The following is a 24,606-nucleotide window of genomic DNA, read 5'->3' as shown; positions in this document are numbered from 1 at the left end:
ACATGACCCGCATCGCCTTCATCGGACTGGGCAACATGGGCGGGGGCATGGCCGCCAACCAGGCCAGGGTCGGCCACGCCGTGGCGGCCTTCGACCTCGCCCCGGCCGCGCTGGCCCGCGCGCAGGCCGCCGGCTGCCGGGCGGTCGGCGCCGTGGCCGAGGCCGTGGCGGACGCCGAGGTGGTGATCACCATGCTGCCCGCCGGCCCCCACGTGCGCAGCGTCTACCAGGACGAGATCTTGCCGAACGCGGACCCCCGGGCGCTGCTGATCGACTGCTCCACCATCGACGTCGACAGCGCCCGCGCCGTGGCGGCCCAGGCCGCGGCGAAGGGCTTCCGGTTCGCCGACGCCCCGGTCTCCGGCGGGGTGATGGCCGCCGACGCCGGCACGCTGGCCTTCATGGTGGGCTCGGCCGGCACCGACTTCCCGGCGGCGGAGGCCGCGCTCTCGCCCATGGCGCGGGTGGTGATCCACGCCGGCGAGCCCGGGGCGGGCCAGGCGGCCAAGATCTGCAACAACATGCTGCTGGGCGTGTCCATGCTGGGCGTCTGCGAGGCCTTCGCGCTGGCCGAGAAGCTGGGGCTGGCCGCCGACCGCTTCTTCGAGATCGCATCGAAGTCCTCCGGCCAGTGCTGGTCGCTCACCACCTACTGCCCGGTTCCCGGCGTGGGGCCCGAGACCCCGGCCGACCGCGGCTATGGGGGCGGCTTCGCCACGGCCATGATGCTGAAGGACCTGAAGCTGGCCCAGGAAGCCGCCGCCCGGTCGGGGGCCGCCACGCCGATGGGCGCGCAGGCCGAGGCGCTCTACGCGCTGTTCGCGGGCCTGGGCCATGCCGGGAAGGACTTCTCCGCCGTCATCGAGCTGCTGCGCGGGCGCCTCGACGGCCTCTCCGCCGCCTGAGGCATGATTCGGGGCCGGCGCGATAGACAAGCGCCGCGTTCTGGTCACAGGGTGCCGCCCGCGTCCAGTCGAGCGGCGAACAGCCGCCGCTTCGGCGCGCCCGAAACCGATCCGAGTTGCCCGATGGCGCCCCCGCGTCCGACCGCCGGCCTGGAGACCGAGCTGAAGTTCGAGGTGGATTCCGCATCGATCGAGAAGCTGAAGACCCACCCGGCGCTGGCGGGGCCGGCGTCGCCGAAGCGCCTGCGGTCGGTCTATTTCGACACCCCGCACCACGACCTGAAGAACCACGGCGTCACCTTGCGGGTGCGCGAGGCCGACGACGGCTTCGTCCAGACGGTCAAGAAGCGCCAGGGCGCCGGTCTCTTCGCCCGCGACGAGTGGGAAAGCGCCGTGGCGGGCGTCCGCCCCGACACGGCCGCCCTGCAGGACACCCCGGCCGGCGACGTGCTGAACGGCCACGCCGGCAGCCTGGCCCCGGTCTTCGCCACCATCGTCGAGCGCCAGGTGCACCTGTGGCGCCATGACGGGGACGTGGTGGAGGTGAGCCTCGACCAGGGCGAGATCACCGCGGGCTCCCAGAGCGAGCCGATCCGCGAACTGGAACTGGAGCTGAAGGCCGGCGATCCGGCGGCGCTGTTCGCGCTCGCCCGCGACCTGGCGCAAGGGGCGCCGATCCGGCTCAGCTTCGATTCCAAGGGCGAGCGCGGCTACCGCCTGGCGGGGCACGACGGCCTGGCGGCGCTGAAGGCCGAACGCACGGCGGTCTCCGGCGACATGAGCGCGGCGGAGGCTTTCCGCCGGGTGGCCCGCAGCGCCCTGGGGCAGATCGCCGGCAACGCCCAGCTGCTGCGCCGGGCGCGCCTGCCGGACGCCCTGCACCAGACCCGGGTGGGGCTGCGCCGGTTCCGCGCGGCGCTGGCGGTCTTCGGCGGCGTTCTCCGGGGCCCGGCCCTGGACGAGGTGCGCGCCCAGACCAAGTGGCTGGCCGAGGCGCTGGACGAGGCCCGCGACATCGACGTCTTCATGCAATCGACCTTCCGCCCGGCGGAGGCGGCGGCCGGGGAGGGCGATCCCACCATGGCCGCCCTCGGGGCGCGCCTGCGCCACGCCCAGGCCGAGGCCTATGAGCGGGCGGTGGCGGCGATCGAATCGCCGCGCTTCGCCGCCCTGCTGCTGGACGTCGCCGCCTGGGTGGAGGTGGGCGCCTGGACCCACGCCGAGGCCGCTCGGCGCTGCGAGCCCGTCCGCGACCTCGGCGCCCGCGAGCTCGATCGGCTGAGCGAAAAGGTGCTGAAGAAAGGCCGCCATCTGGCCAAGCTGGAGCCGGCCGAGCGCCACCAGCTGAGGATCAAGGCCAAGAAGCTGCGCTACGCCACGGAGTTCTTCGGCGGCGCCTTCGGCCCCAAGGCCGAGCGCCGGCGGGCGCGCTACCTGGCCAGCCTGCGCACCTTGCAGGACACGCTGGGCGAACTGAACGACATCGCCGTGGCCCGCGCCCAGGGGCCAGGCTTCCTCAACGGCCGCGGGGCCGACGTGGCCTTCGCCGCCGGCCTCATCGTCGGCCGCCGCGAACGGCGCGAACCCGACCTGCTCGATGCATCCGAAAAGGCCTTCGCGGCGTTCAGGCAGGCCAGGCCGTTCTGGGAGCCCTGACCCGGTTCCCGTCCGGGTTGCAGATCGGATTCACCTCTTTGTGCAGGTACAAGCGTCGCAAAAGGGCGCTTAATGGGGCCCGTGGGGTCGAGCGTCAGAACGGGAGCCACCCATGAACGTCATCACCGTAAGCGCGGTCCAGGGCGGCTGGGTTGTCGATCACGCCCTCGCCGCCAATCCACTCATGTTCCTGGCGGGCGGCAAGGCCGAGCAGAAGGCGCGTGAGCTCGCCCAGAGGGCGAGCCAGCGAGGCCTCGCGGCCGAGGTGCAGATCTATGATATCGCCGGCCAGCTCGCCGGCCGCTTCCGCTATGGGGCGGAACCCGCTTCGGTGTAGCCGCGGCATGGTCCAAACTTGATTTGAGCGTCATCGCCGGGCTTGTCCCGGCGATCATTGGGTCACCCCACGATCGCGTGCGGGACGTAGCGCGACAGGTTCCTGGTCACCCGGCTGCGGTCCTCGCGGATGCCCAGCGCCACCGGCTCGTCGCCGACGATCCAGGCGCCGGCCACCGGATAATACCCGTCGAAGCGGGGCAGGGGATGCAGCGCCTGGCGGACATGGCCCTCGGCGCCGTAGCCCTGGTCCAGCACCGGCGCGCGCCGGCCGCGATCGACCAGCTCGACGTTGGCCCCCTCGCGGGAGAACAGCGGCTTCCTGACATAGGACGCGCCCAGCTCGGCGATGCGCGGGTCGTCCTCGAAATAGGCGGGCAGCAGGTTCGGATGGCCCTCCTCCCGCGCCCAGAGCAGCGGCAGCAGGCCCTTGTTGGAGAGGATCGCCTTCCAGGCGGGCTCCAGGAACAGGGTCTGCGAGCCCGCCAGGTACGCGGCGAACGGCTCGCGCAGCATCTCCTCCCAGGGATAGAGCTTGAAGATCGCCTGGACGATGTAGTCGTCCTGGTCGACGAAGCGGCCGTCGGCGTCGACGCCGATGGCCTGCATGGGCACGAACTTCGCCTCGATCCCCGCCTGGGCGGCGATGTCCTGCAGGTAGCGGACGGTCTGGCGGTCCTCCACCGCCTCGGGATCGCTGGCGAAGTGGACGAAGCCGCCGGCGGGGAACAACGTGGCGAAGCGGGCCGCCAGCTTCTCGTGCAGGCTGTTGAACTGGTCGGCGCCGGCGGGCAGGCGGCCGGCCTCGATCATGTCCTCCAGCCAGATCCACTGGAAGGCGGCGGTCTCGTAGAGGCTGGTGGGGGTGTCGGCGTTGTATTCCAGAAGCTTGGCCGGCCCGCGCCCGTCGTAGGCGAAGTCGAAGCGGCCGTAGAGCGAGGGCGCCGCCTCGGCCCACGACTGGGCCACGTAGTCGCGCAAAGGTTCCGGGATGGCCAGGCGGGCCATCGTCCGCTCGCTCTTCACCGCCTCGGCGACCACCTCGAGGGCCAGGGCGTGCAGCTCGGCGGCCGGCGCCTCGATCCCGTCTTCCACCTCGGCCAGGGTGAACTGGTAATAGGCCCGCTCGTCCCAGTAGCGGCGCCCGTCCAGGTGATGGAAGGTGAAGCCCAGGCGCTCGGCCTTCTCCCGCCAGCCCGGGCGTTCGGCGACCTTGATCCGCTGCAAGGGGGTCAGGCGTCCCGGTCGGGCGAAGGCGCGCCCAGCTTCAGGGCCGGCGCCTCGATCTGCAGCGGCTCGTCCTTCGGCGCGGTCAGCCGGGCCAGCACGTCGTCGGCGCTGGTCTGGCCGGGCAGGATGCCGGCGTTGCGCAGCTTGGCGTCCAGGTCCGCGCCGGTGCGGCGGTCCTCCAGCTCGGCGGAGGCCTTGAACTTCTCGTCGCGGATCGCCTGGCGCTCCTTGATGCGCTTGAGGCTGTCGGCGGCCGAGCCCAGCGACGCCGTGGCGCCGGCGCCGCCCGCGACCACCGAGGCCTGGGCGCGCTGGACGGACTCGTTAACCTTCACCACGTCGATCTCGCGGCGCAGCCCCTCCACCTTCTGCTGGGTGGCGGCGATGATCTGGTGCAGCCGGTCCTCGGCGCCGCGCATCTCGGCAAGCTGCGGCGCCTTCAGCGTCACGTCCTGCTCCAGGTCGGCGATCCGCTGGGCGACCTCGCGGGCCAGGGCCTCGTCGCCCTTGGCCAGGGCCGCGCGGGCCGAGCCCTCGTAGCGGGACGCCTGGTCGCGGAAGCTCTGCAGCTCCTTCTCCAGGATCCGCCGGCGGGCCACCAGGGCGGCCAGGTCGTCGCGCGCCTTGCCCAGGGCGTTGTCGGCGTCGCGGATCTCCTGGTCGAGGATGCGCAGCGCATTGGCGTCCACCACCGCGCCGCCGGCCTCGTAGGCCGTGCCGCGCACCAGGGCGAAGAGTTTGGTCCAGATGGCCATGTCGAGTCCCTTTCTCAGGCGGCGGCGGAGAAGCTGTCGCGCAGGTCGGAGGCCGCGCGGATGGCGTTCTCGGCCAGCATGCGCAGCTCGATCAGCACGGTCTGCAGGGTGGTCTTGCAGGCCAGCTCGCCGAACACCTCGTAATAGTCGCGGCCCGCCACGGTGGTGATGCCGAAGTTGGAGAGCGGCACGATTTTCTGAGCTTTCAGCAGGAACTCGTTGAAAGCATGCCGGTCCTCCTGCTCGTCCACCGGCCAGAGCAGGGCCGAGACCACGATCTGCTCTGCGCCGACGCTGAGATAGATCGGCAGGTCGCCGTGCTCGTGCATGACGATGCGCACCACGGGGTCGGCGCCCTCCATCACCCGGACGGTCATCTCGCCTTCGCGGGCGAGCGCCGTGGTCTGCAAGGCCTCGCTGAGGGTCTTCACTGTCCAGTCGATGTCGATGACCTGGTCCATAGGGCGGGTTCCTCGGGTCGGAGAAGTGGAATGGGCGGGGGCCGGCCCGCGGCTCGAGGCGATGAGGATCGCGCGCACGGCGGCCTGGATATCGGCGCGGGCGGCGGGGGGAACCCATAGCTCCAGCTTCACCAGGCCCATGCGCCGGCGCGCGTCCCGCCAGGCCCGGGTGCGCTCGGCGGCGTTGACGGCGGACGGTCTGGCGGTTGGCGGCATGTTCGCGGAATGCATACATGTATGCTTGACACGATGCAATCGCCGGGTGGATGTCTACGGGCATTGCCCGTAACGGCGACCCGCGCGTTCGGCTGCGGTCATAGGGCGCGCAGAGGATGACGGTTTGATGTTCGACCGGCTGTTCGGCCGTGGCCGCACCCCGGCGGCGCCTGCGCTGCCGATGGTGCGCAACATCACCATCGGGCGCAGCCTGCGGGTCGATCCGCTGGCCTGGCGCCGGTTCGGCGATGCGGCGCGCTTCAGCCTGGACGGCGACACCCTGGAGATCGTGGCCCAGGGCCTGATCGACCTGGGCGCCGACGGCTTCGTGCACCGGTTCTACACCGACGACGACGTGATGTTTCAGGTGCTCTCCGGCGATCGCGACGGGGCGGGGTCGGAGGACCACACCCTGTTCGTCCCCTGGTCCAGCGACTATCCCGCCGCCCCCGGCGACAAGCGGCGCTGGCGCGACCGGCTGCAGGCGCGGACCTTTACCGGCGAAGGCCTGCCGGACTACCGCCGCTTCTGGTTCGGCGACGAAGCCGAGACGCAGGCGCCGGTGAGCTTCTGGGAAAGCGTGTATGACAACCGCGACGCGGCCACGACGCGGCGAATCTACCAGACCTGCATGTTGTTCGCCCGCGAGCTGCCCGGCGAGGGGCGCGAACTCCTGCTGGCGATCGAACAGGAGCCCGAGGGGGGCGACATGACCCATGAAGTGATGATCGGCGTGCCGCTCGACATCGCCGAATTCAGCGCCTGACGGAGCCTGCGATGTTCGACCCGGTCCTGTTCGCGAGCGGTGCGCTCGCCTTCCTGCTGGCCTTCGGGCTCGCCGGCGCCTTCGCGCTGGCCTTCAAGTACGTCTACCAGTGGATCACCCCGCACGACGAGAAACAGCTGATCCGCCAGGGCAACAGCGCCGCCGCCGTGGTGCTGGGCGGCGCGATCCTGGGCTATGTGATCCCGCTGGCCTCGGCGCTGGCCCAGACCCACAGCCTGCCGGAGTTCGCCGCCTGGGCGCTTCTGGCCGGGGTGATCCAGATCGCGGTGTTCTGGATCGTCCGCCGGGTCGCCGTGCGCGACGTCTCGGCCCGTATCGAGCGCGGCGAGATGGCCTGCGCCCTCTATCTCCTGAGCATCTCGGTGGCGGTGGGGATCATCAACGCCGCCTGCATGACCGCCTGACCGGAGCGCGCGCCGCAATGTCCGCCTCGCCCACCCCGCCCCGGCCGCTGCTGAAGCGCAGCCGCCGGCTCGTCCTGACCACGGTGATCGCCAGCGCCGGGGTCTCGCTGGCCGCCTGCGACGCGCCGGGCGCCTCCGCCGACTGGAACAGCCCGCCCGCCGTGCAGATCGAGCAGGGCGCCCCGCTCAACGCCCACACCTACGCCTCGCTCGCCGCCTGCAAGGCCGCCAACGAAGTGCCCGACGAAGCCTGCGAACAGGCCGCCAAGGCCGCCGTCGCCGACCAGGACAAGACCGCGCCGCGCTTCGCCGAGCGCGCGACCTGCGAGGACGTCTACGGCGCCGGCCAGTGCGTGCCCAACACCCAGGCGGGGCAAGGGAGCTTCTTCACCCCGCTGCTCACCGGCTTCGTCATCGGCCAGCTCATGAACGGCGGCTTCCGGGGCGGCGCGCTCTACCGCGACCAGCGGGACGGCGGCCTTTACACGGGCTACGGCGGCCGGGTGTTCAACGACTACTCGACCGGGCGCACCCAGATCGGGACCAATGGTCTCGATCCGCCGGCCGCGATCCGCGAGGCCCCGCCCAAGATCCAGACCCGCACCTCGGTGCTCTCCCGCGGCGGCTTCGGCGGCCGCATGAGCGCCCACAGCTACGGCGGCGGCGGCTTCGGGGCTTAGGAAAACGCCCTGCTCCCGCAAGGGAACAAGGGAAGAAGGATCGCGAAGTCGCCGCTACTTCTTCTCCAGCAGCAGCTGGCCTTCCTTCTGCAGGCGGCCCTTTATCTTGCCGGCGATCATGCCCAGCACGTCGGGCAGGTCGATCTCCATCCGCACCGCCTGATCCTGCACGTCCAGCCGGCCGGCGATCGCCTGGCCCAGCACCTTGGCGCCGAAGCTCAGCCGGTCGCCTTCCCACGCCCGGGTGACGCTCATCAGCCCCTCGCCGCCGAACTGGGCGCCCAGCTGGCCGAAGCCCGCCTCGATGCGCCGGCGCGCCTCGGCCTTGCCGAGGTCGTGGGGGATGTTGACGGTGACGGTCTTGGTCATGCGAAAGGCGATCTCCAGGGACGGAACGGCTGAGGCGGCGTGCGGCTCCGCCGGCGGCGACGGACAGGGAGCCGGTCCGGCCCGATAGCCTAATCGGCCAGGGTTTCGGCGGCGGTTATCATCGCCCGTTTCGCCAGCCGCCGGGCGCGTCCGGCGATCTCCTCGGCCGGAAGGTCGTGCAGGCCCTTGGGCCGGGGCAGGCTGACCATCACGGTCGCCCCGTCGTCGGTGAGGATCGACACACCGACGGCGGTCGGGCCGACCGTCACCGACGGTGGCAATGAAAGATCCGGCATGTCGAACGTCTCCTGGCCCCCGCCCGATGTGGGGGCGCGGAGTCCGCGCGTCCATACAAGATTTGATGAAATTCCCGACATGAACCCGTCCGGCGGAAGCGTCCCCGGACGCTAGCTGATCCAGGCGCCGGTGAGGCTGGTCATCGAGACGCCCGCCAGGATCAGCTGGTCGCCGCCGCCCATGTCGACCACCGTGTCGGCGCCGGCCTGGGCGACGGTATAGGCCGTGCCCGGATCCAGCAGCACCCGGTCGCCTTCGGCGAGATGGAAGTCGGTCACCCGGTCGATCCCGGCGCCGGAGAAGCTGTGGAACACGTCGGCGCCCGCCCCGCCGGTGACGGTGTCGCTCCCCCTGTCGCCGGACAGCCAGTCGTCGCCGGCCCCGCCGGTCAGCACGTCGTCGCCCTGGCCGCCGCGGACGATGTCGTTCCCAACCCCGCCGTCGCAGGTGTCGGCGCCCAGGTTGCCGTAGACGATATCGTCGCCTTCATCGCCGCCCAGGAGGTCGTTGTCCTTGCCGCCCACCACCCAGTCGTCGCCCGGCCCACCCGCGGCGATGTCGTTCCCGGTGTTGCCGTTGATGTCGTCGAAGCCCGCGCCGCCGACGATCCGGTCGTCGCCGTCGCCGCCGCGCAGGTAGTCCTCGCCCAGGCCCCCGTCGAGGCTGTCGGCCCCGCCGCCGCCCAGGAGGGTGTTGGCCGCGTCGTTGCCGGTGACGCTGTCGGCCCCGGACCCGCCGGTGAAGTTCTCGATCACCGTTCCATAGGCGATGCCCAGGTTATCGGACCAGGTGTAGGTGTTGGCCTGGGCGAACTGGGTCTGGAAGAAGCTCGCCGCCCAGGGATAGATCGACGTCCAGTAGGCCGCCTGGGCGCCGGCCGAATAGTAGGCGATCGAGGAGTAGGCCCCCGGCGTCAGGTCGACGACCGAGCCGCGGGTGTGGCTGGAGAGGTCGATGGTGTCGGTCCCGCCGGCGTCCCAGATCGTCTGCATCATCGGCGTCGACTGGGAGAAGCTGTAGATGGTGTCCCCCGCGGCCGTCGCCGTGTCCGCGCCGTAGCGGCTCTGCAGCGCCAGCACGTCGAACACCATCGGCGTCGAGGGGAAGACCCCGGTCAGCACGGTCCTGACGCCGGTGGCGGTGGGCTCGACCGTCCTGAACTGGTCGTCCGCATATTGGGTGTAGCTCATCACCGTGTAGCGGTGGTTGTCGTAGGGCGCGGGCAGGGTCGCGCCGTCCTCGAACGGGTGCTTCAGCCCCAGCGCATGGCCCAGCTCGTGGATCATGGCCATGTAGTCGTAGCTGGTGGCCGCGAAGCCGGCGCCGGCCTTGCCGTAGTCGATCCAGATGTCCCCGGACCGGGCGGTGGGCGCGCCGCCGTGGAAGGGCGGCATGATGGTGTAGCCCCAGGAGCCCGGCTCGAACTTGTCCACGTCGGTGAAGGCGACGCGGACCTGCCCTGGCTGCACCTGGTCGAGGGTCTGGACCAGCGAGAGCTGCAGCACCGAGTCCCACGCCCCCGCCGCGGAGGCGAACCGCGCGGCCTGGCCCGGGCCGAGGACGCCGTAGTCGGGATCGCTGGGCTCGCCGTCGGCGCCGTAGCCCGGCCAGGCGCCGCCCAGGCCCGCGACGCTGAACGTCACGGTCGAGCCGCCCCACCAGGAGTCGGGGTCGAGGAGCGCTGCGGAGATGTCGCCTGCGCTGGGCGCCGCCATGCCTGATCCGTTCCGAAGGTCTCGCGTCGGGCCGGATCGTGGCCGCCAGACGTGAAAGAGTTTTGAATCGTTAGGATGAACAGCGCCCGGCCGAGCCGGCGCGACGATCGGTCCGAGATGCGGCTCGGCTTACTTCCCCTGCACAACGGGCTATCGCTGGGGTCGAGATGCTCCCCTTCCCCGGGGGGGCTGTCAGCCGTCAGGCTGACTGAGGGGGGTTCTTTTCGGCGACGCCGCTTGCCCCCTCCACCGCCTGCGGCGGTCCCCCTGCCCCTGCGGGGAGGATCCGGGAGGGTTTCCGGCTCATGGTGTCCGCTTCGTCGTGCAGCGTCTCCAGGAAATGCAGCACCGCCAGCTCGAAGGCCCGGTCGGAGGCCGGCGCCTTGAGCTCCAGCCTCCCGCCGGCGTGGGCCGCCAGCACCGCCGGGTGGATGTAGGCCTTGCGGCAGACCGCCGGGGTGTTTCCCAGCAGGCCGGCCACCGCTTTCACGCAAAGGTTCTGCTGGCGCCTGGCCTCGGTCTCGTTCTCGGGCCTGGGCGTGGAGAGCAGGGCGCGCACGGCCGACAGCGTCCCGGCCCAGGTGCGGAAGTCCTTGGCCGAGAAGTCCTCGCCCATCGCCGCGCGCAGATAGGCGTTGACGTCGGCGGACTCCACCGCGCGCCGCTGGCCGTCCTCGTCCAGGTACTGGAACAGCCGCTGGCCGGGGATGTCCTGGCAGGACTTGACGATGCGCGCCAGGCGCCGGTCGTGCAGGCCGGTCACGTGGGTCTTGCCGCTCTTGCCGCGGAACTCGAAGGTCACACCCGTGGCGGTGATCCTGGCGTGCCGGTCGCGCAGGGTGGTCAGGCCGAAGCTCCTGTTGGTCCTGGCGTACTCGTCGTTGCCCACCCGGATCAGGGTGATCTCCAGCAGGCGCACCACGGCCGCCAGCACCTTCTCCCGCGGCAGGCCGCGGCGGGCGAGGTCGGCCTCCGCCCGGGCGCGAAGGCGGGGCAGGGCGCGGCCGAAGGCGACCAGGCGGTCGTACTTGCTCTCGTCGCGCGCCCGGCGCCAGGCGTCGTGGTAGCGGTACTGCTTGCGCCCCCGCTGGTCGCGGCCGGTGGCCTGGATGTGGCCTTTCGGGTCGGGGCAGATCCACACGTCGGTCCAGGCGGGCGGCAGCACCAGGGCGCGGATCCGCGTCAGCGCCGCCTCGTCGCGCACCGGCGCGCCGTCCGCGTCGCGGTAGCCGAAGCCCGCGGCGGCCTTCACCCGGCGGAGGCCCGGGTCCTGGTCGTTGACGTAGTGCAGGCCAGGCGCGGCGGTCGGCGGATCGGGCAGGTCGCGCGCCACCGTCAGCACCGGAACGGCGGGCGGGACGGGCGCATAGGCATCGTGAGAGGTCTCCGCGGGCCGCGGCTCAACGTGGTATGGGGCGGCGCGGTTCCGTACCGCCGGGAGGACGCCGCTTGAACTACCGCCACGCCTTCCACGCCGGCAACTTCGCCGACCTGGTCAAGCACGCCGCCCTGATCGAGCTGCTCTCCCGCCTGACCCAGGCGAAGGCGCCGCTGACGGTGATCGACACCCACGCCGGCGCGGGCCGCTACGACCTGGGCGGCCCCGAGGCGCAGCGTTCGGGGGAGGCGGCGGCCGGCGTCGCCCGGCTGATGGCGGCGACGGACGCGCCCGCGCCTCTGCAGGCCTTGCGCCGGGCCGTGGCGGCGGCGGAGAAGGCCTGGAGCGGCCCGGCCTATCCCGGCTCGCCCTGGCTCACGGCCGAGCGGCTGCGGCCCCGCGACCGGCTGGTCGCCTGCGAGCTGCGGCCCGAGGAGCATGGCGCGCTGGCCCGGCTGCTGCGCGGCCGGGCCAATGTGGAGACCCGCTGCACGGACGGCTTCGCCGCGGCCGCCCAGGCCCTGCCGGCCCGCGGCCCCGCCCTGGCGCTGATCGACCCCCCCTTCGAGCGGGCGGACGACTACCGCCGCACGGCCGCCGCCGCGCGGGCGGCGCTGGTCCGCAACGCCGGCGCCGTCCTGATGATCTGGCTGCCGCTGAAGGACCTGGAGACCTTCGACGCCTTCCTGCGCAGCCTGGAGGACGCGGCGCGGCGCACGCCCCTGCTGATCGCCGAGACCCGCATCCGGCCCTTGAGCGACCCCATGCGGATGAACGGCTGCGTTCTGGCCTTCGCCAACCCGCCGGCCGGATTCGAAGCGCCGCTGCAGGCGGCCTGCGACTGGGTCGCCGAAACCCTGGGGCAGGGGGGCTCGGCGCGGATCTTGACCCCGGGCTGACGCGTTCTCGATTTTGCGGATGCGAGACATCGGAGGCGTGGTATGTTGCGACGCACAATCCGATCGCAGGCTGGAGACGCCGTGATGTCGATGATCGAGCCCATGAAACCCCCGACCGAAGCGGTGGCCATCGCCCAGCGGGCGCTGCGCCTGCCCGTGGGCGCGGCTTCGCCGCTCTGGTTGCTCTACGCCGGCGCGGCGGGGGCGGGCCTGGCCTACTGGTGGATGACGCGCTGGGCCAAGCCGGCCAACCTCGAGGCCCTGATGGGCGCGGGCAAGGCGGCCGCCGAAACGGCGGTCGAGGCCGCGGCCCCCGCCTCCGAGGCCGTCGTCGCCGCCGCCGAGACGGCGCAGCAGACCCTGGAGACCACCGTCGAGACAGCGCTCGAGGCGGCTCCCGAACCGGAACCCCCGCCGCCCGAGGAGGCCGCGCTGACCGAGGCGCTTTCCCTGACGCCGCCGGCGGAGGAGCCGGCCTCCAGGCCCAAGGCCTCCGCGCCGCGCCGTCCGCGGGCGCCGGCCTCCGCGCCGCGCCGCGACTGATCCGTCAGCCCCGCTTGGCGGGCTGCGCGCGGGCGCCTAAAAGGTGACGCGTGCGGCGCAGGGAGCGGCCAGGCGGGTGAAACGGGGCTTCGACATCCTGGCGGCGGCGGCGGGGCTGATCGTTCTGTGGCCGGTGCTGCTGGCGCTGGGCCTGATGGTGCGCCTGGAGTCGCCCGGGCCGGCCATCCACTGGTCGCGGCGCGTGGGACGCGGCAACCGCCTCTTCGCCATGCCCAAGTTCCGGACCATGCGCGCGGGCTGCCCCGACGTCGCCACCCACCTGCTGCAGGCGCCGGGCCAGTGGATCACCCCGCTGGGCTGCGTCCTGCGCAAGACCAGCCTCGACGAGCTGCCGCAGCTCTGGAGCGTGCTGGTGGGCGACATGAGCCTGGTCGGGCCCCGGCCCGCCCTCTTCAACCAGGACGACCTGGTGGCGCTGCGCACCCGCGACGGTGTCGACGCCCTGCGCCCCGGCATGACCGGCTGGGCGCAGGTCAACGGCCGCGACGCCCTGCCGGTCGCCGACAAGGCCAGGCTCGACCGCGATTACCTCGACCGCATGTCCTTCGGCTTCGACCTGCGCATCCTGGCCCTCACCGCCGCCCGGGTGCTGGTGCGCGACAGCGTCGCCCACTAGCCAGGGACACATCCGGAGCCTCGGGCGTTTTCCCGCCGTGGGACGCCCTGGAGACGCCGTTGTGTCGAGTGATTTCGCCCTGATGCGCGCCGGCGAGGGCTTGCGGCGCATGGCTCACGAGGCGGCCGAGCGGACCCGCAGGCCGCCGCCCGCGCCGCCGGAGCCGGGCGAGCCGGCGTCGCCGCGCCGCCGGGCGCTCTACTGGACCGGCGGGGTGCTGGCCGCCCTGGTGCTGGCCGTGACGGCGTTGCTGCTTTTCGCCGACTGGAACATGCTGCGCGGCCCCATCGGCCGCTACGCCTCGGCGAGGATGCACCGCGAGGTGGACATCACCGGCGACCTGAAGGTGCATCCCTGGTCGTTGAGCCCCAGCGCCACGGCCGACGGGATCCGCATCGGCGCGCCAGCCTGGGCGGGGCCCAAGCCCATGGCCCGCATCGACCGGCTGGCTGTGCAGATCCGCATCCTGCCGCTGCTGCGCGGCCAGGTGGACCTGATGCTGGTGCAGGCCGACCGCCCCGACGTCGACCTGCGGCGCGACGCCAGGGGCCGCGCCACCTGGGACTTCTCCGACGGCCGCAAGCCGCAGCAGCCGCTGCGCCTGCCGCCGATCCGTAAGTTCGTGATCAACGACGGACGGCTGCGCCTGGTGGACGAAAAGCGCCACCTCGTCTTCAGCGGGACCATCCGCGCCAGCGAGACGCTAGGCGCCGCCAACCGCGGCTTCGAGCTCACCGGCCAGGGCGCCCTGAACCAGGAGCCGTTCCATATGCAGGTGACCGGCGGGCCGCTGCTGAACATCGACCGTAACCGGCCCTACCCCTTTGACGCCGACATCCGCGCCGGCGCGACCTACGTGACGGCCAAGGGTTCGGTGACCAAGCCGTTCGACCTGGGCCGCCTGTCGATGAACGCCACCGCCCGCGGGCCGGACCTGGCCGACCTCTACGACCTGACCGGCGTGGCCCTGCCCAACACGCCGCCCTACCGCCTCTCCGCGCGGTTCGCCCGCGAAGGGACCCGCTACCGCTTCGAGGGCCTGACCGGCCGGGTGGGCGACACCGACCTGACGGGCCGCCTGGCGGTGGACACGGCGGGCGGCCGGCCGAAACTGACCGCGGGACTCGTCTCCCGCAGCCTGGACTTCGACGACCTGGCCGCGGTGTTCGGCGGGGCGCCCAAGGCCGGCCCCGGCGAGACCGCCTCGCCGCAGCAGGCGGCGGTCGGCCGGCGGATGGCCGCCCAGCAGCGCCTGCTTCCCGACGCCACCCTGAAGGTCGAGCGCCTGCGGGCCATGGACGCCGACGTGGACTACCGCGCCCAGTCGGTCCACGACGCCCCGGTCGCGCTGCGCTCCGGCTCGGTGAAGCTGAAGCTCGACCACGGGGTGCTCACCGCTGACCCCCTGGCCTTCGAATTGCCGCGGGGCCGCATCGCCGGCTCCGTGCGCCTGGACGCGCGCAAGGCCACCCCGGTCACCGACCTGGACCTCAGGATCTCCAACGCCCGCCTCGAGCAGTTCGTCCCGGTCCGCACCGGCGGCGCCCCGCTGACCGGCGCGCTGGCGGGCCGCGTGAAGCTGCACGGCGCGGGTGATTCGGTGCACCGCGCGGCGGCGGCGGCCGGCGGCCAGGTGACGCTGGTCGTCCCCGGCGGCCAGATCCGCAAGGCCTTCGCCGAGCTGATGGGCGTGAACGTGGTCAAGGGCCTGGGCCTGCTGTGGTCGAAGGACCAGGACACCACGCCGATCCGCTGCGCCGTGGCCGATTTCCGGGCGGTCAACGGCGTGCTGACCGCCGACCACATGGTCTTCGACACCGGCCCCGTAGTGGCGACCGGCTCCGGGACGGTGAACCTCGCCACCGAACGAATCGACATCCGCCTCAAGGGCCACCCCAAGAAGTTCCGCATCGGCCGCCTCAACGCGCCGATCACCGTCGAGGGGCCGATCACCGCTCCGAAGGTCGGCCTGGAGACCGGCGGCGTGGTGGCGCAGGGCGGCGTCGCAGCGGCGCTGGGGAGCGTGCTCTCGCCGCTGGCCGCCATCCTGCCGTTCGTGGACCCGGGCCTGGCCAAGGACGCGGCCTGCGGCGCCCTGATCGCCGAAGCCGGTCGTGACGGCGCGCCGGTGAAGACCGCCCGCCGGTGAGCGCAGAGAGGCGGATTGACGGACGCCGCCGCGCGCCTCCACTCTTCGGTCCTTCGATCGAATGAATGAACGGGAGTTGCGGATGGCCGGGATCTGGCGCGGGCGGTTGGCGGTCACGGCGGCGGCGCTGGGATTGGGTCTCGCCGTGGCGGCCGGAGGCGCCCTGGCGCAGAGCGCCGGCGCCGATGCGGTGAAGGCGCGGCAGGCCAACTTCAAGCAGCTCGGCGGGGCCTTCAAGACCATCAACGACCAGCTCAAGGCCGGCGCGCCGGACATGGCGGCGATCAAGGCCGCCGCGTCCAGGATGCAGGCCCTGGCCGCCCGGGCGCCCGACTGGTTCCCGGCCGGCAGCGGTCCCGAGGCGGGCGTAAAGACCGGCGCCAAGCCGGAGATCTGGTCCGACGCGGCCGGCTTCGCCACGGCCGCCAGGGGGCTGCAGGCCGCCACCGCCAGCCTCTCGGCCGCCGCGAACGGCGGCGACCCGGCCGCGGTCAGGGCGCAGGTCGCGGCGACCGGCGCCGCCTGCAAGGCTTGCCACGACAAGTACCGGGCCAAGTCCTCCTGATCCGGTGGCGGGCTCGGGCGGCGACACGCCGGGGCTGCGCGCCCGGCTCTGGGACGCGCCGGTGCGGATCGGGCACTGGCTGATCGTGCTGCTGGCCGCCGCCGCCTGGTTCACCGCCGAGATCGGCCGGATGGAGCTGCACCGGCGCTGCGGCTATGGCGTCCTGGGCCTCGTCCTGTTCCGGCTCTATTGGGGCTTCGCGGGGTCCGAGAGCGCGCGGTTCGCCAGCTTCCTGAAGGGGCCGAGGGCGGTGGCCGCCTACGCCCGCACCCTCGGCCGCCGCGCACCGTCCGAGACCGCCGGCCACAACCCGCTGGGCGCCTGGAGCGTGGCGGCCCTGCTGGCGGCGTTGGCGGCGGAGGCGGGATTCGGCCTCTTCGCGGTGGACGTGGATGGGATCGAATCCGGGCCGCTGTCGAGGTTCGTGGATTTCGACGCCGGCCGCCGCGCCGCCGCGCTGCACGCGCTCGCCTTCACGGCCCTGCAGGCGCTGGTCGTCCTGCACCTGGCGGCGGCGGTCTTCTACCTGGCTTACAAGCGCCAGGACCTGATCGGCCCGATGATCACCGGCCGCCGGCGCTTCGCCGTCGACCCGGACCTCAAGTTCGCCCCCGCCTGGCGGGCGGCGGCGGGGGCGCTGGCGGCCGCGGCCCTCGTCTGGTTCGTGGCCCGCGGCCTCAGGATGTGACCTGGGCGCCTACGGGCCGGGCGTTGAGCCTGTCGTCCTACAAGGTTGAGTTTACTAAAGTTAAGCTTGGAACATTCTTGAGCTTTGGCCGTTTCCGGCCGGTCTGAAGTCGCCCCGGGGCACGGGGCGACCAGCTCGGAGGAACTCGATGATTAAAGCCCTTGTCGCCAGCGTCGCCTCGGCGGCGCTGATGGCGTCCGCGCCGATCGCGTTTGCGCAGTCCACCTCGACCGTCGGCTCCGGCGCTTCGAACACCAGCGGCGGTTACAGCAATTCCACCCTGGGGACCGGCGGCTCCTCCGCCACCGGCTCCGGCTCGGGCTCCACCCTCGGCGTGGGCGCCGCCAGCGCCGGCCGCGGCACGGCGAGCGTCGGCCTGGGCGCCGGCGGTTCCTCCGCGGGCGCCGGCGGCGGAACCTCGTCCACGATGGGCGTCGGCGGCTCGACCGCCGGCCGTTCGGGCGCGAGCTCGACCCTCGGGACGGGCGCGTCCGCGGCGGGCGGCTCGGGAATCGACACGTCCTCCACGACGGGCACGGGCGCCTCGACGGCCGGCCGCGGCGACACCTCGTCGGCGGTCGGGACCGGCGCGTCGAGCGCCTGGAGCGACCAAGGCGCCATGCAGCACAAGAAGCATCGGCGCCATCGCCACTAGGTCGGGACCTGGCGGCCGGCTTCGAGCCGGCCGTCTCGGCGCGTGATCAGATGAAGACGATCCTTCTGGCCGCGTTCGGCGCCGCCCTTTGGGCCGGCGCGGCCTGCGCCCAGGATGCTAGCGTGACGGCGGACCCCAACGGGCGCCTGCACGGTTCGGCCCCGGGCGTCACCGTCGAGGCCGGCGGCGGCCAGGTCAGGTCTTCGCTCCACTCGCCGGACGCTTCGGCGCAGGCCCGCACGCAGAGACCGGGCTGCGGCCGTGGGGTGACGGTGCGATCCGCCGACGGCGCCGCGGTCAGCAGCGCCTGGGCGAGCGGCCCGGGCCCGACCACGGCCGCCGGAGCGGGATCTCCCGGCTCGACTGTCCAGACCCTGCCTTGCGCGGACGACCGGCCGGTGATCCGCGCCACCCCGAAGAGGAGACATAAATGAAAGCAGCTGTTGTTGCGGCGTCTGCGGCGCTCGCCCTGGCGCCCGCGGCCGGATGGGCGCAGTCGGCGACCACCGCCGGGACCGGCGCCTCGCAGCCGGGGGCGGCGACCGGCGGCACGGCGGGCTCGGCGGCGGCGGGAAACACCTCGGCCTCGACCGTGGGCCTCGGCGCGACCAGCGGCGGCGCGACGGCCATCGGCGCCGGCGGCTCCGCCGCTGCGCCCGACGGCAAGGCCGACACGCGCGCGAAGATCAGCGGCAATGGGGAAAAGGCCCAGGCAAAGGCCCAGGCGATGGATCAGGGCACGTTCTCCAGGTCCCACACCCACACCAAGGTGAAGAAGGACGCCGTCTCCTCGCGCACCAAGGCGATGGCGCACACGCCGGGCTCCAAGCCGGTGATGTCCACCAGCACGGCGCCGACGCCCTGACGGGCGACGGCCTTCGAGCCCCTTAGCCCTCCGCCGCCTGGCGCAGGCAGGCGAGCCAGGCGTCCTCGCGGGCCTTTTCCGCGTCACGCAGCCGGGTCTCGGCGTCGCGCACCCCGGTGTCATGCTTGCGCCACTCCGACACCGCGCCCTCGCGCGCCGCCCGCGCGGCCTCCAGGGTCGGGAAGCGGGCCAGCACCGCGCGGGTGGAATAGGTCACCGGCGGGCCCACGGTCTCGCGGTCGGGATAGAAGCCAGTGACGGAATCGGCGGTGTCGGACTCCACGTGGAAAACGTCCGCCCAGCCGGCGTGGTGGCGCATCAGCGCCCAGGGACGTTCGATCCGGTCGCTCATCGCCAGGTCTCCTCACGAGCGGCGCGCCGCCATGGCGGCGCCGATGGCTTCTAGTCTAAGATTGCGCCGCTGGACGCAAGTGCGCGTCAAGTCAGGCGCGCCCGCGCGGTGCGGGCGGAGGGGAGGGGGCATGGTTCCGGCGTCGGTCGCCGACTACCGCGAGCTGGCGCGCCGGCGCCTGCCGCGGCTCCTGTTCGACTACATCGACGGCGGCTCCTACGCGGAGGTCACCCTGGCCCGCAACCTGGCCGACTTCCAGTCGATCGCGCTCCGCCAGCGGGTGATGCGCGACATGACCCGCCTGGACCTGTCCGTCCAGACCCTGGGCCAGACCTGGGCCATGCCGGTGGGCCTGGCGCCGGTGGGCCTGGCCGGCATGTACGCCCGCCGCGGCGAGGTGCAGGCCGCCCGCGCCGCGGCGGGCGCCGGGGTGCCCTTCTGCCTGTCGACGGCGGGGATCTGCGCGGTGGAGGAGGTGGCCCGCGACGCGGCCCCGCCCTGGTACCAGCTCTACATGCTGAAGGACCGCGGCTATATGCGCGAGCTGCTGGCCCGCGTCCACGCCGCCGGCTGCCCCGTCCTGGTGTTCACCGTCGACCTGCCGGCAGCCGGGACCCGCTACCGCGACGTCCGCTCCGGCCTCAGCGGGCCGCGCAGCCTCGGCGGGGCGCTGAACCGGGTTTGGCAGGGGGCGAGCCGGCCGGCCTGGCTATGGGACGTGTGGGCCCGCGGCCGGCCGCACCTGTTCGGCAACGTGGTCGCCGCCATCCCCGAGGCCAGGGGCATCGACGACTTCTGGGTCTGGGTCGGCCGCAACTTCGACCGCGGCGTCACCTGGGAGGACCTGGCCTGGGTGCGCGAGACCTGGGACCGGCCCATCGTGCTGAAAGGCGTGCTGGATCCCGACGACGCCCGCGAGGCGGCGCGCCTGGGGGCGGACGGGATCGTCGTCTCCAACCACGGCGGCCGCCAGCTCGACGGGGTGCGCTCCTCCGTGAGCGCCCTGCCGCCGATCGTCGACGCGGTGGGCGGCCAGCTGGAGGTCTACCTGGACGGCGGGGTGCGCTCCGGCCTCGACGTGCTCAAGGCGCTGGCTTTGGGAGCAAAGGCCTGTTTCCTCGGCCGCGCCTGGGCCTACGCCTTGGGCGCCGGCGGGCAAAAGCAGGTGTCGAGGATGCTTTCGACTCTGAGAGCCGAGCTGTCCACGGCTATGGTGCTCACCGGTTGCACAGACGCCAGCCGGGCGGGGAAGAGCCTGCTCGACACGCTAAAGTTAGAAGATCATTTCGTTTCCTCGGCATCAGCCCCATCGACAAGCCCTGACCTTGCCGGGTAAATGCGGCGGGATGCGGCAGGACGGCCCTAAGCGGCCGCGTTGACGCATGCGCGACGTTTGGTGTCGAGAGTGAGGGACGTGAATGGGGTCGCCCCAGCGCCAAGGACTGTATGATCCGGCGAACGAGCATGACTCGTGCGGTGTAGGGTTCGTGGCCAATTTGAAAGGCCGCAAATCGCATGAGGTGATCTCGGACGGCCTGCAGATCCTGGTGAACCTGGATCACCGCGGGGCCGTCGGGGCCGATCCGCTGGTGGGCGACGGCGCGGGGATTCTGATTCAGATTCCGGATGCGCTCTATCGCGACTGGGCCGCCGGGGAGGGCGTGCGCCTGCCGCCGGCCGGCGAATACGCCGTCGCCATGTGCTTCCTGCCGCGCGACGCGGCCGCACGCGACCTGGGCGTCGCCCAGCTCGAGCACTTCCTGAAGGTCGAGAAACAGCCCCTGCTGGGCTGGCGCGACGTGCCGGTGGACACCACCGGCCTGGGCGGCGCGGTGCTGGCCGAGATGCCGGTGATCCGCCAGGCGTTCATCGGCCGCGGGCCCAACATCCGCGACCAGGACGCCCATGAGCGCAAGCTGCTGGCGGTGCGCAAGCAGCTGCAGAACCCGCTGGGCGATCTCGCCCAGAAGCACGACCTGCCGGGCCTGACCGAGCTCTACATCCCGTCGCTATCGACGCGGACGGTGGTCTACAAGGGCCTGCTGCTGGCGACCCAGGTGGGCAGCTATTACCAGGACCTGCGCAACCCGCTGGCGGTGTCCGCCCTGGCGCTCGTGCACCAGCGGTTCTCCACCAACACCTTCCCGTCGTGGAGGCTGGCGCACCCCTACCGGTTCATCGCCCACAACGGCGAGATCAACACCGTGCGCGGCAACGTCAACTGGATGAACGCCCGCCGGCGCAGCATGGAGTCCGACCTGCTGGGCGCGGACCTGGCCAAGATGTGGCCGCTGATCCCGCACGGCCAGTCCGACACCGCCTGCCTGGACAACGCGCTGGAGCTGCTGGTGGCCGGCGGCTACCCGCTGGCGCACGCGGTGATGATGCTGATCCCCGAGGCCTGGGCCGGCAACCCGCTGATGGACGCCAAGCGCAAGGCTTTCTACGAGTACCACGCCGCCCTGATGGAGCCGTGGGACGGTCCCGCCGCGGTGGCCTTCACCGACGGCCGCCAGATCGGCGCGACGCTGGACCGCAACGGCCTGCGCCCGGCGCGGTTCGTGATCACCGACGACGACAACGTGGTCATGGCCTCCGAGGTCGGCGTGCTGCCGATCCCGGACGAGAAGATCGTGCGCAAGTGGCGCCTGCAGCCCGGCAAGATGCTGCTCATCGACATGGAGCAGGGCCGGATCATCGAGGACGAGGAGATCAAGGCCAGCCTGGCCCAGGCCGAGCCCTACGAGGAGTGGCTGGCCGACACCCAGTTCAAGCTCGAGGACCTGCCGGAAGCCCCGGCCGGACGCGCCGACCTCTCCAACGACCCGGCCCAGCTGCTCGATCGCCAGCAGGCGTTCGGCTACACGCAGGAAGACCTGCAGTTCTTCCTGGAGCCGATGGGCGCCACGGGCGACGACCCCGTGGGCTCCATGGGCACCGACACGCCCATCGCCGTGCTCTCGCGGCGCGCCAAGCTGCTCTACGAGTACTTCAAGCAGAACTTCGCCCAGGTCACCAACCCGCCGATCGATCCGATCCGCGAGGAGCTGGTCATGAGCCTGGTGTCGATGATCGGCCCCCGGCCGAACCTGCTCGGCCGCCACGCCGGCACGCACAAGCGCCTGGAGGTGGCCCAGCCGATCCTCACCGACGAGGAGCTGGCCAAGATCCGCGCCATCAGCGAACTGCTGGACGGCGCCTTCCGCACCGCCACCCTGGACGCCACCTGGCCGGCGGAGGAGGGGGCGGCGGGCCTCGACGGCGCGCTCGCCCGCCTGTGCCGCGAAGCCACCGACGCGGTCCTGGCCGACATGAACATCCTGATCCTGTCCGATCGGGCTGTGTCGCAGGAGCGGGTCCCGATCCCGGCGGCGCTGGCCACGGCGGCGGTGCACCACCACCTGATCCGCCAGGGCCTGCGCATGCAGACCGGACTGGTGGTCGAGACCGGCGAGGCGCGGGAAGTGCACCACTTCTGCGTCCTGGCGGGCTACGGCGCCGAGGCGGTGAACCCCTACCTGGCCTTCGAGACCCTGGAGCAGCTCCGCGGCGGCGCCGGCGGGCCGCTCTCGGCCTACGAGGCGCGCAAGAACTACATCAAGGCCGTCGGCAAGGGGGTCCTGAAGGTGATGTCCAAGATGGGCATCTCCACCTACCAGTCCTACTGCGGCGCCCAGATCTTCGACGCGGTGGGCCTTTCGACCGCCTTCGTGGAGGCCTACTTCACCGGCACGGCCACCACCATCGAAGGCGCCGGCCTGCGCGAGATCGCCGAGGAGGCGGTGCGCCGCCACCGCGACGCCTACGGCGACGCGCCGGTCTACCGCGACATGCTGGACGTGGGCGGGACCTACGCCTTCCGCCTGCGCGGCGAGGAGCACGCCTGGACCCCGGAATCGGTGTCGCGCCTGCAGCACGCCGTCCGCGGCGGCCTGCCCGGCGAATACCGCGCCTTCGCCGAAACCATCAACAAGCAGAGCGAACGGCTGCTCACCATCCGCGGCCTGATGCGGCTGAAGCCCGCCGACGAGCCCCTGCCGCTGGAGGCGGTCGAGCCGGCCAGCGAGATCGTCAAGCGCTTCGCCACCGGGGCGATGAGCTTCGGCTCCATCAGCCGCGAGGCCCACACCACGCTGGCGGTGGCCATGAACCGCATCGGCGGCCGCTCCAACACCGGCGAGGGCGGCGAGGAATCCGACCGTTTCAAGCCGCTGCCGAACGGCGATTCCATGCGCTCGGCCATCAAGCAGGTGGCCTCGGGGCGCTTCGGGGTGACCACCGAGTACCTGGTCAACGCCGACGACATCCAGATCAAGATGGCCCAGGGCGCCAAGCCCGGGGAGGGCGGCCAGCTGCCCGGCCACAAGGTCGACAAGAACATCGCCCGCGTCCGGCACTCGACGCCGGGCGTCGGCCTGATCTCGCCGCCGCCGCACCACGACATCTATTCGATCGAGGACCTGGCCCAGCTCATCCACGACCTGAAGAACGTCAACCCCAAGGCCCGCATCTCCGTGAAGCTGGTCTCGGAAGTGGGCGTGGGCACGGTGGCCGCCGGCGTCGCCAAGGCGCGCGCCGACCATGTGACCATCTCGGGCTTCGAAGGCGGCACCGGCGCCTCGCCGCTCACTTCCCTGACTCACGCGGGTTCGCCCTGGGAGATCGGCCTGGCCGAGACGCAGCAGACCCTGCTGCTCAACGGGCTGCGCACCCGCATCGCCGTGCAGGTGGACGGCGGCCTGCGCACCGGCCGCGACGTGGCGATCGGCGCGCTGCTGGGCGCCGACGAGTTCGGCTTCGCCACCGCGCCCCTGATCGCCGCGGGCTGCATCATGATGCGCAAGTGCCACCTCAACACCTGTCCGGTGGGGGTGGCCACCCAGGACCCGGTGCTGCGCGCGCGCTTCACCGGCCAACCCGAGCACGTCATCAACTTCTTCTTCTATGTGGCGGAAGAACTTCGCGAAATCATGGCCGAGATGGGCTTCGCGACGGTCTGCGAGATGATCGGCCGGGTCGACCGTCTCGACATGGCCCCGGCCGTGGACCACTGGAAGGCGCAGGGGGTGGATCTGTCGAAGATCCTCTATTCCGCGCCGGCCGAGGGCCGGAAGGGGCTGTGGAACATGGACAGCCAGGACCACGGCCTCGGCAAGGCCCTGGACCACCAGCTGATCGCCACGGCCAGGGACGCGCTGGAGAACGGCGTGCCCGTGCGCGGCGAGTTCGCGATCCGCAACATCAACCGCACAGCGGGCGCCATGCTCTCGGGCGAGGTGGCGCGCCGCTACGGCCACGTAGGCCTGCCGGAGGACACCATCTCCATGCGCCTGACCGGCGCCGCCGGCCAGAGCTTCGGGGCGTTCCTGGCGCGCGGGGTGACCCTGGAGCTGTTGGGCGACGGCAACGACTACGTGGGCAAGGGCCTGTCCGGCGGCCGCGTGGTGGTCCGCCAGCCGCCCGGCGCCCGGCGCGACCCGACCGAGAACATCATCGTCGGCAATACCGTGCTCTATGGCGCCATCGCCGGCGAGGCCTATTTCGAGGGCGTGGCCGGCGAGCGGTTCGCCGTGCGCAACTCCGGCGCCGTGGCGGTGGTCGAAGGCGTGGGCGACCACGGCTGCGAGTACATGACCGGCGGCGTGGTGGTGGTGCTGGGCGACACCGGGCGCAACTTCGCGGCCGGCATGTCGGGCGGGATCGCCTACGTCTACGACCCCAAGGGCCGCTTCGCCCCACTGGTGAACCCGGCGATGGTGGACCTGGAGAAGATCGCCCACACGGCCCAGACGGACGAGGGCCTGCGTCCGAGCCAGCGCTCCATCTCGGTGGAGAACGCCGGCATGGGCGACCCCCTGCGGTTCGACGCCGAGCGGCTGCGCATCCTCGTCGAGCGCCACCAGCTCTACACCGGCAGCGCGCGGGCGCGGTACATCCTGGACAACTGGGACGCGAGCCTGGCGGCCTTCGTCAAGGTCACGCCCAGGGACTACCGCCGCGCCCTTCTGGACATGGCGGCGGAACGGCTGGCGGCGGCCGCCGTCGCCGCCGAGTAACCCTCTAG

Annotated in this window: 25 protein-coding genes; 17 read left to right on the top strand and 8 right to left on the bottom strand. The window is 72.2% G+C overall.

Translation table 11 applies throughout. The features are described 5' to 3' along the window. The first annotated feature begins 2 nt into the window (after window positions 1-2). The 3 genes from mmsB to VGL30_RS10410 all read left to right on the top strand — a co-directional run bounded on the left by mmsB (window position 3) and on the right by VGL30_RS10410 (window position 2,898). Complete coding sequence (mmsB, locus tag VGL30_RS10420) at window positions 3-905, top strand: 3-hydroxyisobutyrate dehydrogenase (protein ID WP_331539621.1); 903 nt, start codon at window positions 3-5, stop codon at window positions 903-905. A gap of 123 nt (window positions 906-1,028) precedes the next feature. Then, window positions 1,029-2,561, top strand: a complete 1,533-nt coding sequence (locus tag VGL30_RS10415) for a CHAD domain-containing protein (RefSeq protein ID WP_331539619.1) — start codon at window positions 1,029-1,031, stop codon at window positions 2,559-2,561. 112 nt (window positions 2,562-2,673) lie between these two features. Further along, window positions 2,674-2,898 carry a hypothetical protein gene (locus VGL30_RS10410; RefSeq protein WP_331539617.1) on the top strand — a complete coding sequence of 75 codons (225 nt, stop codon included), beginning with the start codon at window positions 2,674-2,676 and terminating at the stop codon, window positions 2,896-2,898. A 62-nt stretch (window positions 2,899-2,960) separates the two neighbouring features. Here VGL30_RS10410 and VGL30_RS10405 read toward each other — a convergent pair whose 3' ends face one another. From VGL30_RS10405 to VGL30_RS10395, 3 genes are read right to left on the bottom strand one after another with little or no spacing between them, the layout of a single operon-like run. Continuing rightward, window positions 2,961-4,124, bottom strand: coding sequence for a glutathionylspermidine synthase family protein (locus VGL30_RS10405; protein ID WP_331539615.1), 1,164 nt, complete (start codon window positions 4,122-4,124; stop codon window positions 2,961-2,963). Between the two features lie 5 nt (window positions 4,125-4,129). Then, window positions 4,130-4,882, bottom strand: coding sequence for a PspA/IM30 family protein (locus VGL30_RS10400; protein WP_331539613.1), 753 nt, complete (start codon window positions 4,880-4,882; stop codon window positions 4,130-4,132). 14 nt (window positions 4,883-4,896) lie between these two features. After that, window positions 4,897-5,559 carry a YjfI family protein gene (locus VGL30_RS10395; RefSeq protein ID WP_331539611.1) on the bottom strand — a complete coding sequence of 221 codons (663 nt, stop codon included), beginning with the start codon at window positions 5,557-5,559 and terminating at the stop codon, window positions 4,897-4,899. Between the two features lie 127 nt (window positions 5,560-5,686). Here VGL30_RS10395 and VGL30_RS10390 point away from each other — a divergent pair, with 127 nt between their 5' ends. From VGL30_RS10390 to VGL30_RS10380, 3 genes are read left to right on the top strand one after another with little or no spacing between them, the layout of a single operon-like run. Further along, window positions 5,687-6,325, top strand: a complete 639-nt coding sequence (locus VGL30_RS10390; RefSeq protein WP_331539609.1) for a DUF2491 family protein — start codon at window positions 5,687-5,689, stop codon at window positions 6,323-6,325. Window positions 6,326-6,336: 11 nt separating this feature from the next. Next, window positions 6,337-6,750 (top strand): DUF350 domain-containing protein, encoded by a 414-nt coding sequence (locus VGL30_RS10385; RefSeq protein WP_331539607.1) that lies wholly within the window; start codon window positions 6,337-6,339, stop codon window positions 6,748-6,750. Between the two features lie 17 nt (window positions 6,751-6,767). Further along, the gene (locus VGL30_RS10380; RefSeq protein ID WP_331539605.1) at window positions 6,768-7,430 is read left to right on the top strand and encodes a DUF1190 domain-containing protein; all 663 of its coding nucleotides are present in this window, start codon (window positions 6,768-6,770) and stop codon (window positions 7,428-7,430) included. A 54-nt stretch (window positions 7,431-7,484) separates the two neighbouring features. On the opposite strand, the gene VGL30_RS10375 is transcribed toward VGL30_RS10380, so the two are convergent. The 4 genes from VGL30_RS10375 to VGL30_RS10360 all read right to left on the bottom strand — a co-directional run bounded on the left by VGL30_RS10375 (window position 7,485) and on the right by VGL30_RS10360 (window position 11,144). Next, window positions 7,485-7,799, bottom strand: a complete 315-nt coding sequence (locus VGL30_RS10375; RefSeq protein WP_331539603.1) for a polyhydroxyalkanoic acid system family protein — start codon at window positions 7,797-7,799, stop codon at window positions 7,485-7,487. Window positions 7,800-7,888: 89 nt separating this feature from the next. Further along, window positions 7,889-8,095 (bottom strand): hypothetical protein, encoded by a 207-nt coding sequence (locus VGL30_RS10370; RefSeq protein ID WP_331539601.1) that lies wholly within the window; start codon window positions 8,093-8,095, stop codon window positions 7,889-7,891. Window positions 8,096-8,206: 111 nt separating this feature from the next. Continuing rightward, window positions 8,207-9,811, bottom strand: a complete 1,605-nt coding sequence (locus tag VGL30_RS10365) for a M10 family metallopeptidase (protein ID WP_331539599.1) — start codon at window positions 9,809-9,811, stop codon at window positions 8,207-8,209. A gap of 199 nt (window positions 9,812-10,010) precedes the next feature. After that, the gene (locus VGL30_RS10360) at window positions 10,011-11,144 is read right to left on the bottom strand and encodes a DNA topoisomerase IB (RefSeq protein WP_414694973.1); all 1,134 of its coding nucleotides are present in this window, start codon (window positions 11,142-11,144) and stop codon (window positions 10,011-10,013) included. A gap of 116 nt (window positions 11,145-11,260) precedes the next feature. Between VGL30_RS10360 and rlmJ the strand changes: the two genes are divergently transcribed. The 9 genes from rlmJ to VGL30_RS10315 all read left to right on the top strand — a co-directional run bounded on the left by rlmJ (window position 11,261) and on the right by VGL30_RS10315 (window position 18,190). Continuing rightward, window positions 11,261-12,088 carry a 23S rRNA (adenine(2030)-N(6))-methyltransferase RlmJ gene (gene rlmJ, locus VGL30_RS10355; RefSeq protein ID WP_331539595.1) on the top strand — a complete coding sequence of 276 codons (828 nt, stop codon included), beginning with the start codon at window positions 11,261-11,263 and terminating at the stop codon, window positions 12,086-12,088. Between the two features lie 102 nt (window positions 12,089-12,190). After that, entirely contained in the window at window positions 12,191-12,631 is a 441-nt protein-coding gene (locus tag VGL30_RS10350) for a hypothetical protein (RefSeq protein ID WP_331539593.1), read from the top strand. Between the two features lie 76 nt (window positions 12,632-12,707). Further along, window positions 12,708-13,268, top strand: coding sequence for a sugar transferase (locus VGL30_RS10345; protein WP_331539591.1), 561 nt, complete (start codon window positions 12,708-12,710; stop codon window positions 13,266-13,268). Window positions 13,269-13,329: 61 nt separating this feature from the next. Then, on the top strand, window positions 13,330-15,417 hold the full coding sequence (locus tag VGL30_RS10340) for an AsmA family protein (protein WP_331539589.1): 2,088 nt from the start codon (window positions 13,330-13,332) through the stop codon (window positions 15,415-15,417). 82 nt (window positions 15,418-15,499) lie between these two features. Beyond that, window positions 15,500-15,982 (top strand): cytochrome c, encoded by a 483-nt coding sequence (locus VGL30_RS10335; protein ID WP_331539587.1) that lies wholly within the window; start codon window positions 15,500-15,502, stop codon window positions 15,980-15,982. A gap of 4 nt (window positions 15,983-15,986) precedes the next feature. Further along, window positions 15,987-16,670: a cytochrome b/b6 domain-containing protein gene (locus tag VGL30_RS10330; RefSeq protein WP_331539585.1), complete on the top strand. Its 684-nt coding sequence runs from the start codon at window positions 15,987-15,989 to the stop codon at window positions 16,668-16,670. Between the two features lie 148 nt (window positions 16,671-16,818). Further along, window positions 16,819-17,325, top strand: a complete 507-nt coding sequence (locus tag VGL30_RS10325; protein WP_331539583.1) for a hypothetical protein — start codon at window positions 16,819-16,821, stop codon at window positions 17,323-17,325. Between the two features lie 50 nt (window positions 17,326-17,375). Beyond that, the gene (locus VGL30_RS10320) at window positions 17,376-17,759 is read left to right on the top strand and encodes a hypothetical protein (RefSeq protein WP_331539581.1); all 384 of its coding nucleotides are present in this window, start codon (window positions 17,376-17,378) and stop codon (window positions 17,757-17,759) included. Next, window positions 17,756-18,190: a hypothetical protein gene (locus VGL30_RS10315; RefSeq protein ID WP_331539579.1), complete on the top strand. Its 435-nt coding sequence runs from the start codon at window positions 17,756-17,758 to the stop codon at window positions 18,188-18,190. The genes VGL30_RS10320 and VGL30_RS10315 overlap by 4 nt, the downstream gene beginning before the upstream one ends. Before the next feature lie 22 nt (window positions 18,191-18,212). On the opposite strand, the gene VGL30_RS10310 is transcribed toward VGL30_RS10315, so the two are convergent. Further along, the gene (locus tag VGL30_RS10310; RefSeq protein WP_331539577.1) at window positions 18,213-18,542 is read right to left on the bottom strand and encodes a hypothetical protein; all 330 of its coding nucleotides are present in this window, start codon (window positions 18,540-18,542) and stop codon (window positions 18,213-18,215) included. 130 nt (window positions 18,543-18,672) lie between these two features. Here VGL30_RS10310 and VGL30_RS10305 point away from each other — a divergent pair, with 130 nt between their 5' ends. Together VGL30_RS10305 and gltB are read left to right on the top strand one after the other, a co-directional pair. Beyond that, a complete protein-coding gene (locus tag VGL30_RS10305; protein ID WP_331539575.1) occupies window positions 18,673-19,878 on the top strand; it encodes an L-lactate dehydrogenase in 1,206 nt (401 codons plus the stop codon). 82 nt (window positions 19,879-19,960) lie between these two features. Beyond that, entirely contained in the window at window positions 19,961-24,598 is a 4,638-nt protein-coding gene (gene gltB, locus VGL30_RS10300) for a glutamate synthase large subunit (RefSeq protein WP_331539573.1), read from the top strand. The last annotated feature ends 8 nt before the right edge of the window (window positions 24,599-24,606 follow it).

It is taken from the genome of Phenylobacterium sp. (assembly GCF_036502675.1).
Classification (GTDB): domain Bacteria; phylum Pseudomonadota; class Alphaproteobacteria; order Caulobacterales; family Caulobacteraceae; genus Phenylobacterium.
The sequence above is the reverse complement of the archived record's forward strand: the minus strand, read 5'-3'. Positions and strand labels throughout refer to the sequence as shown.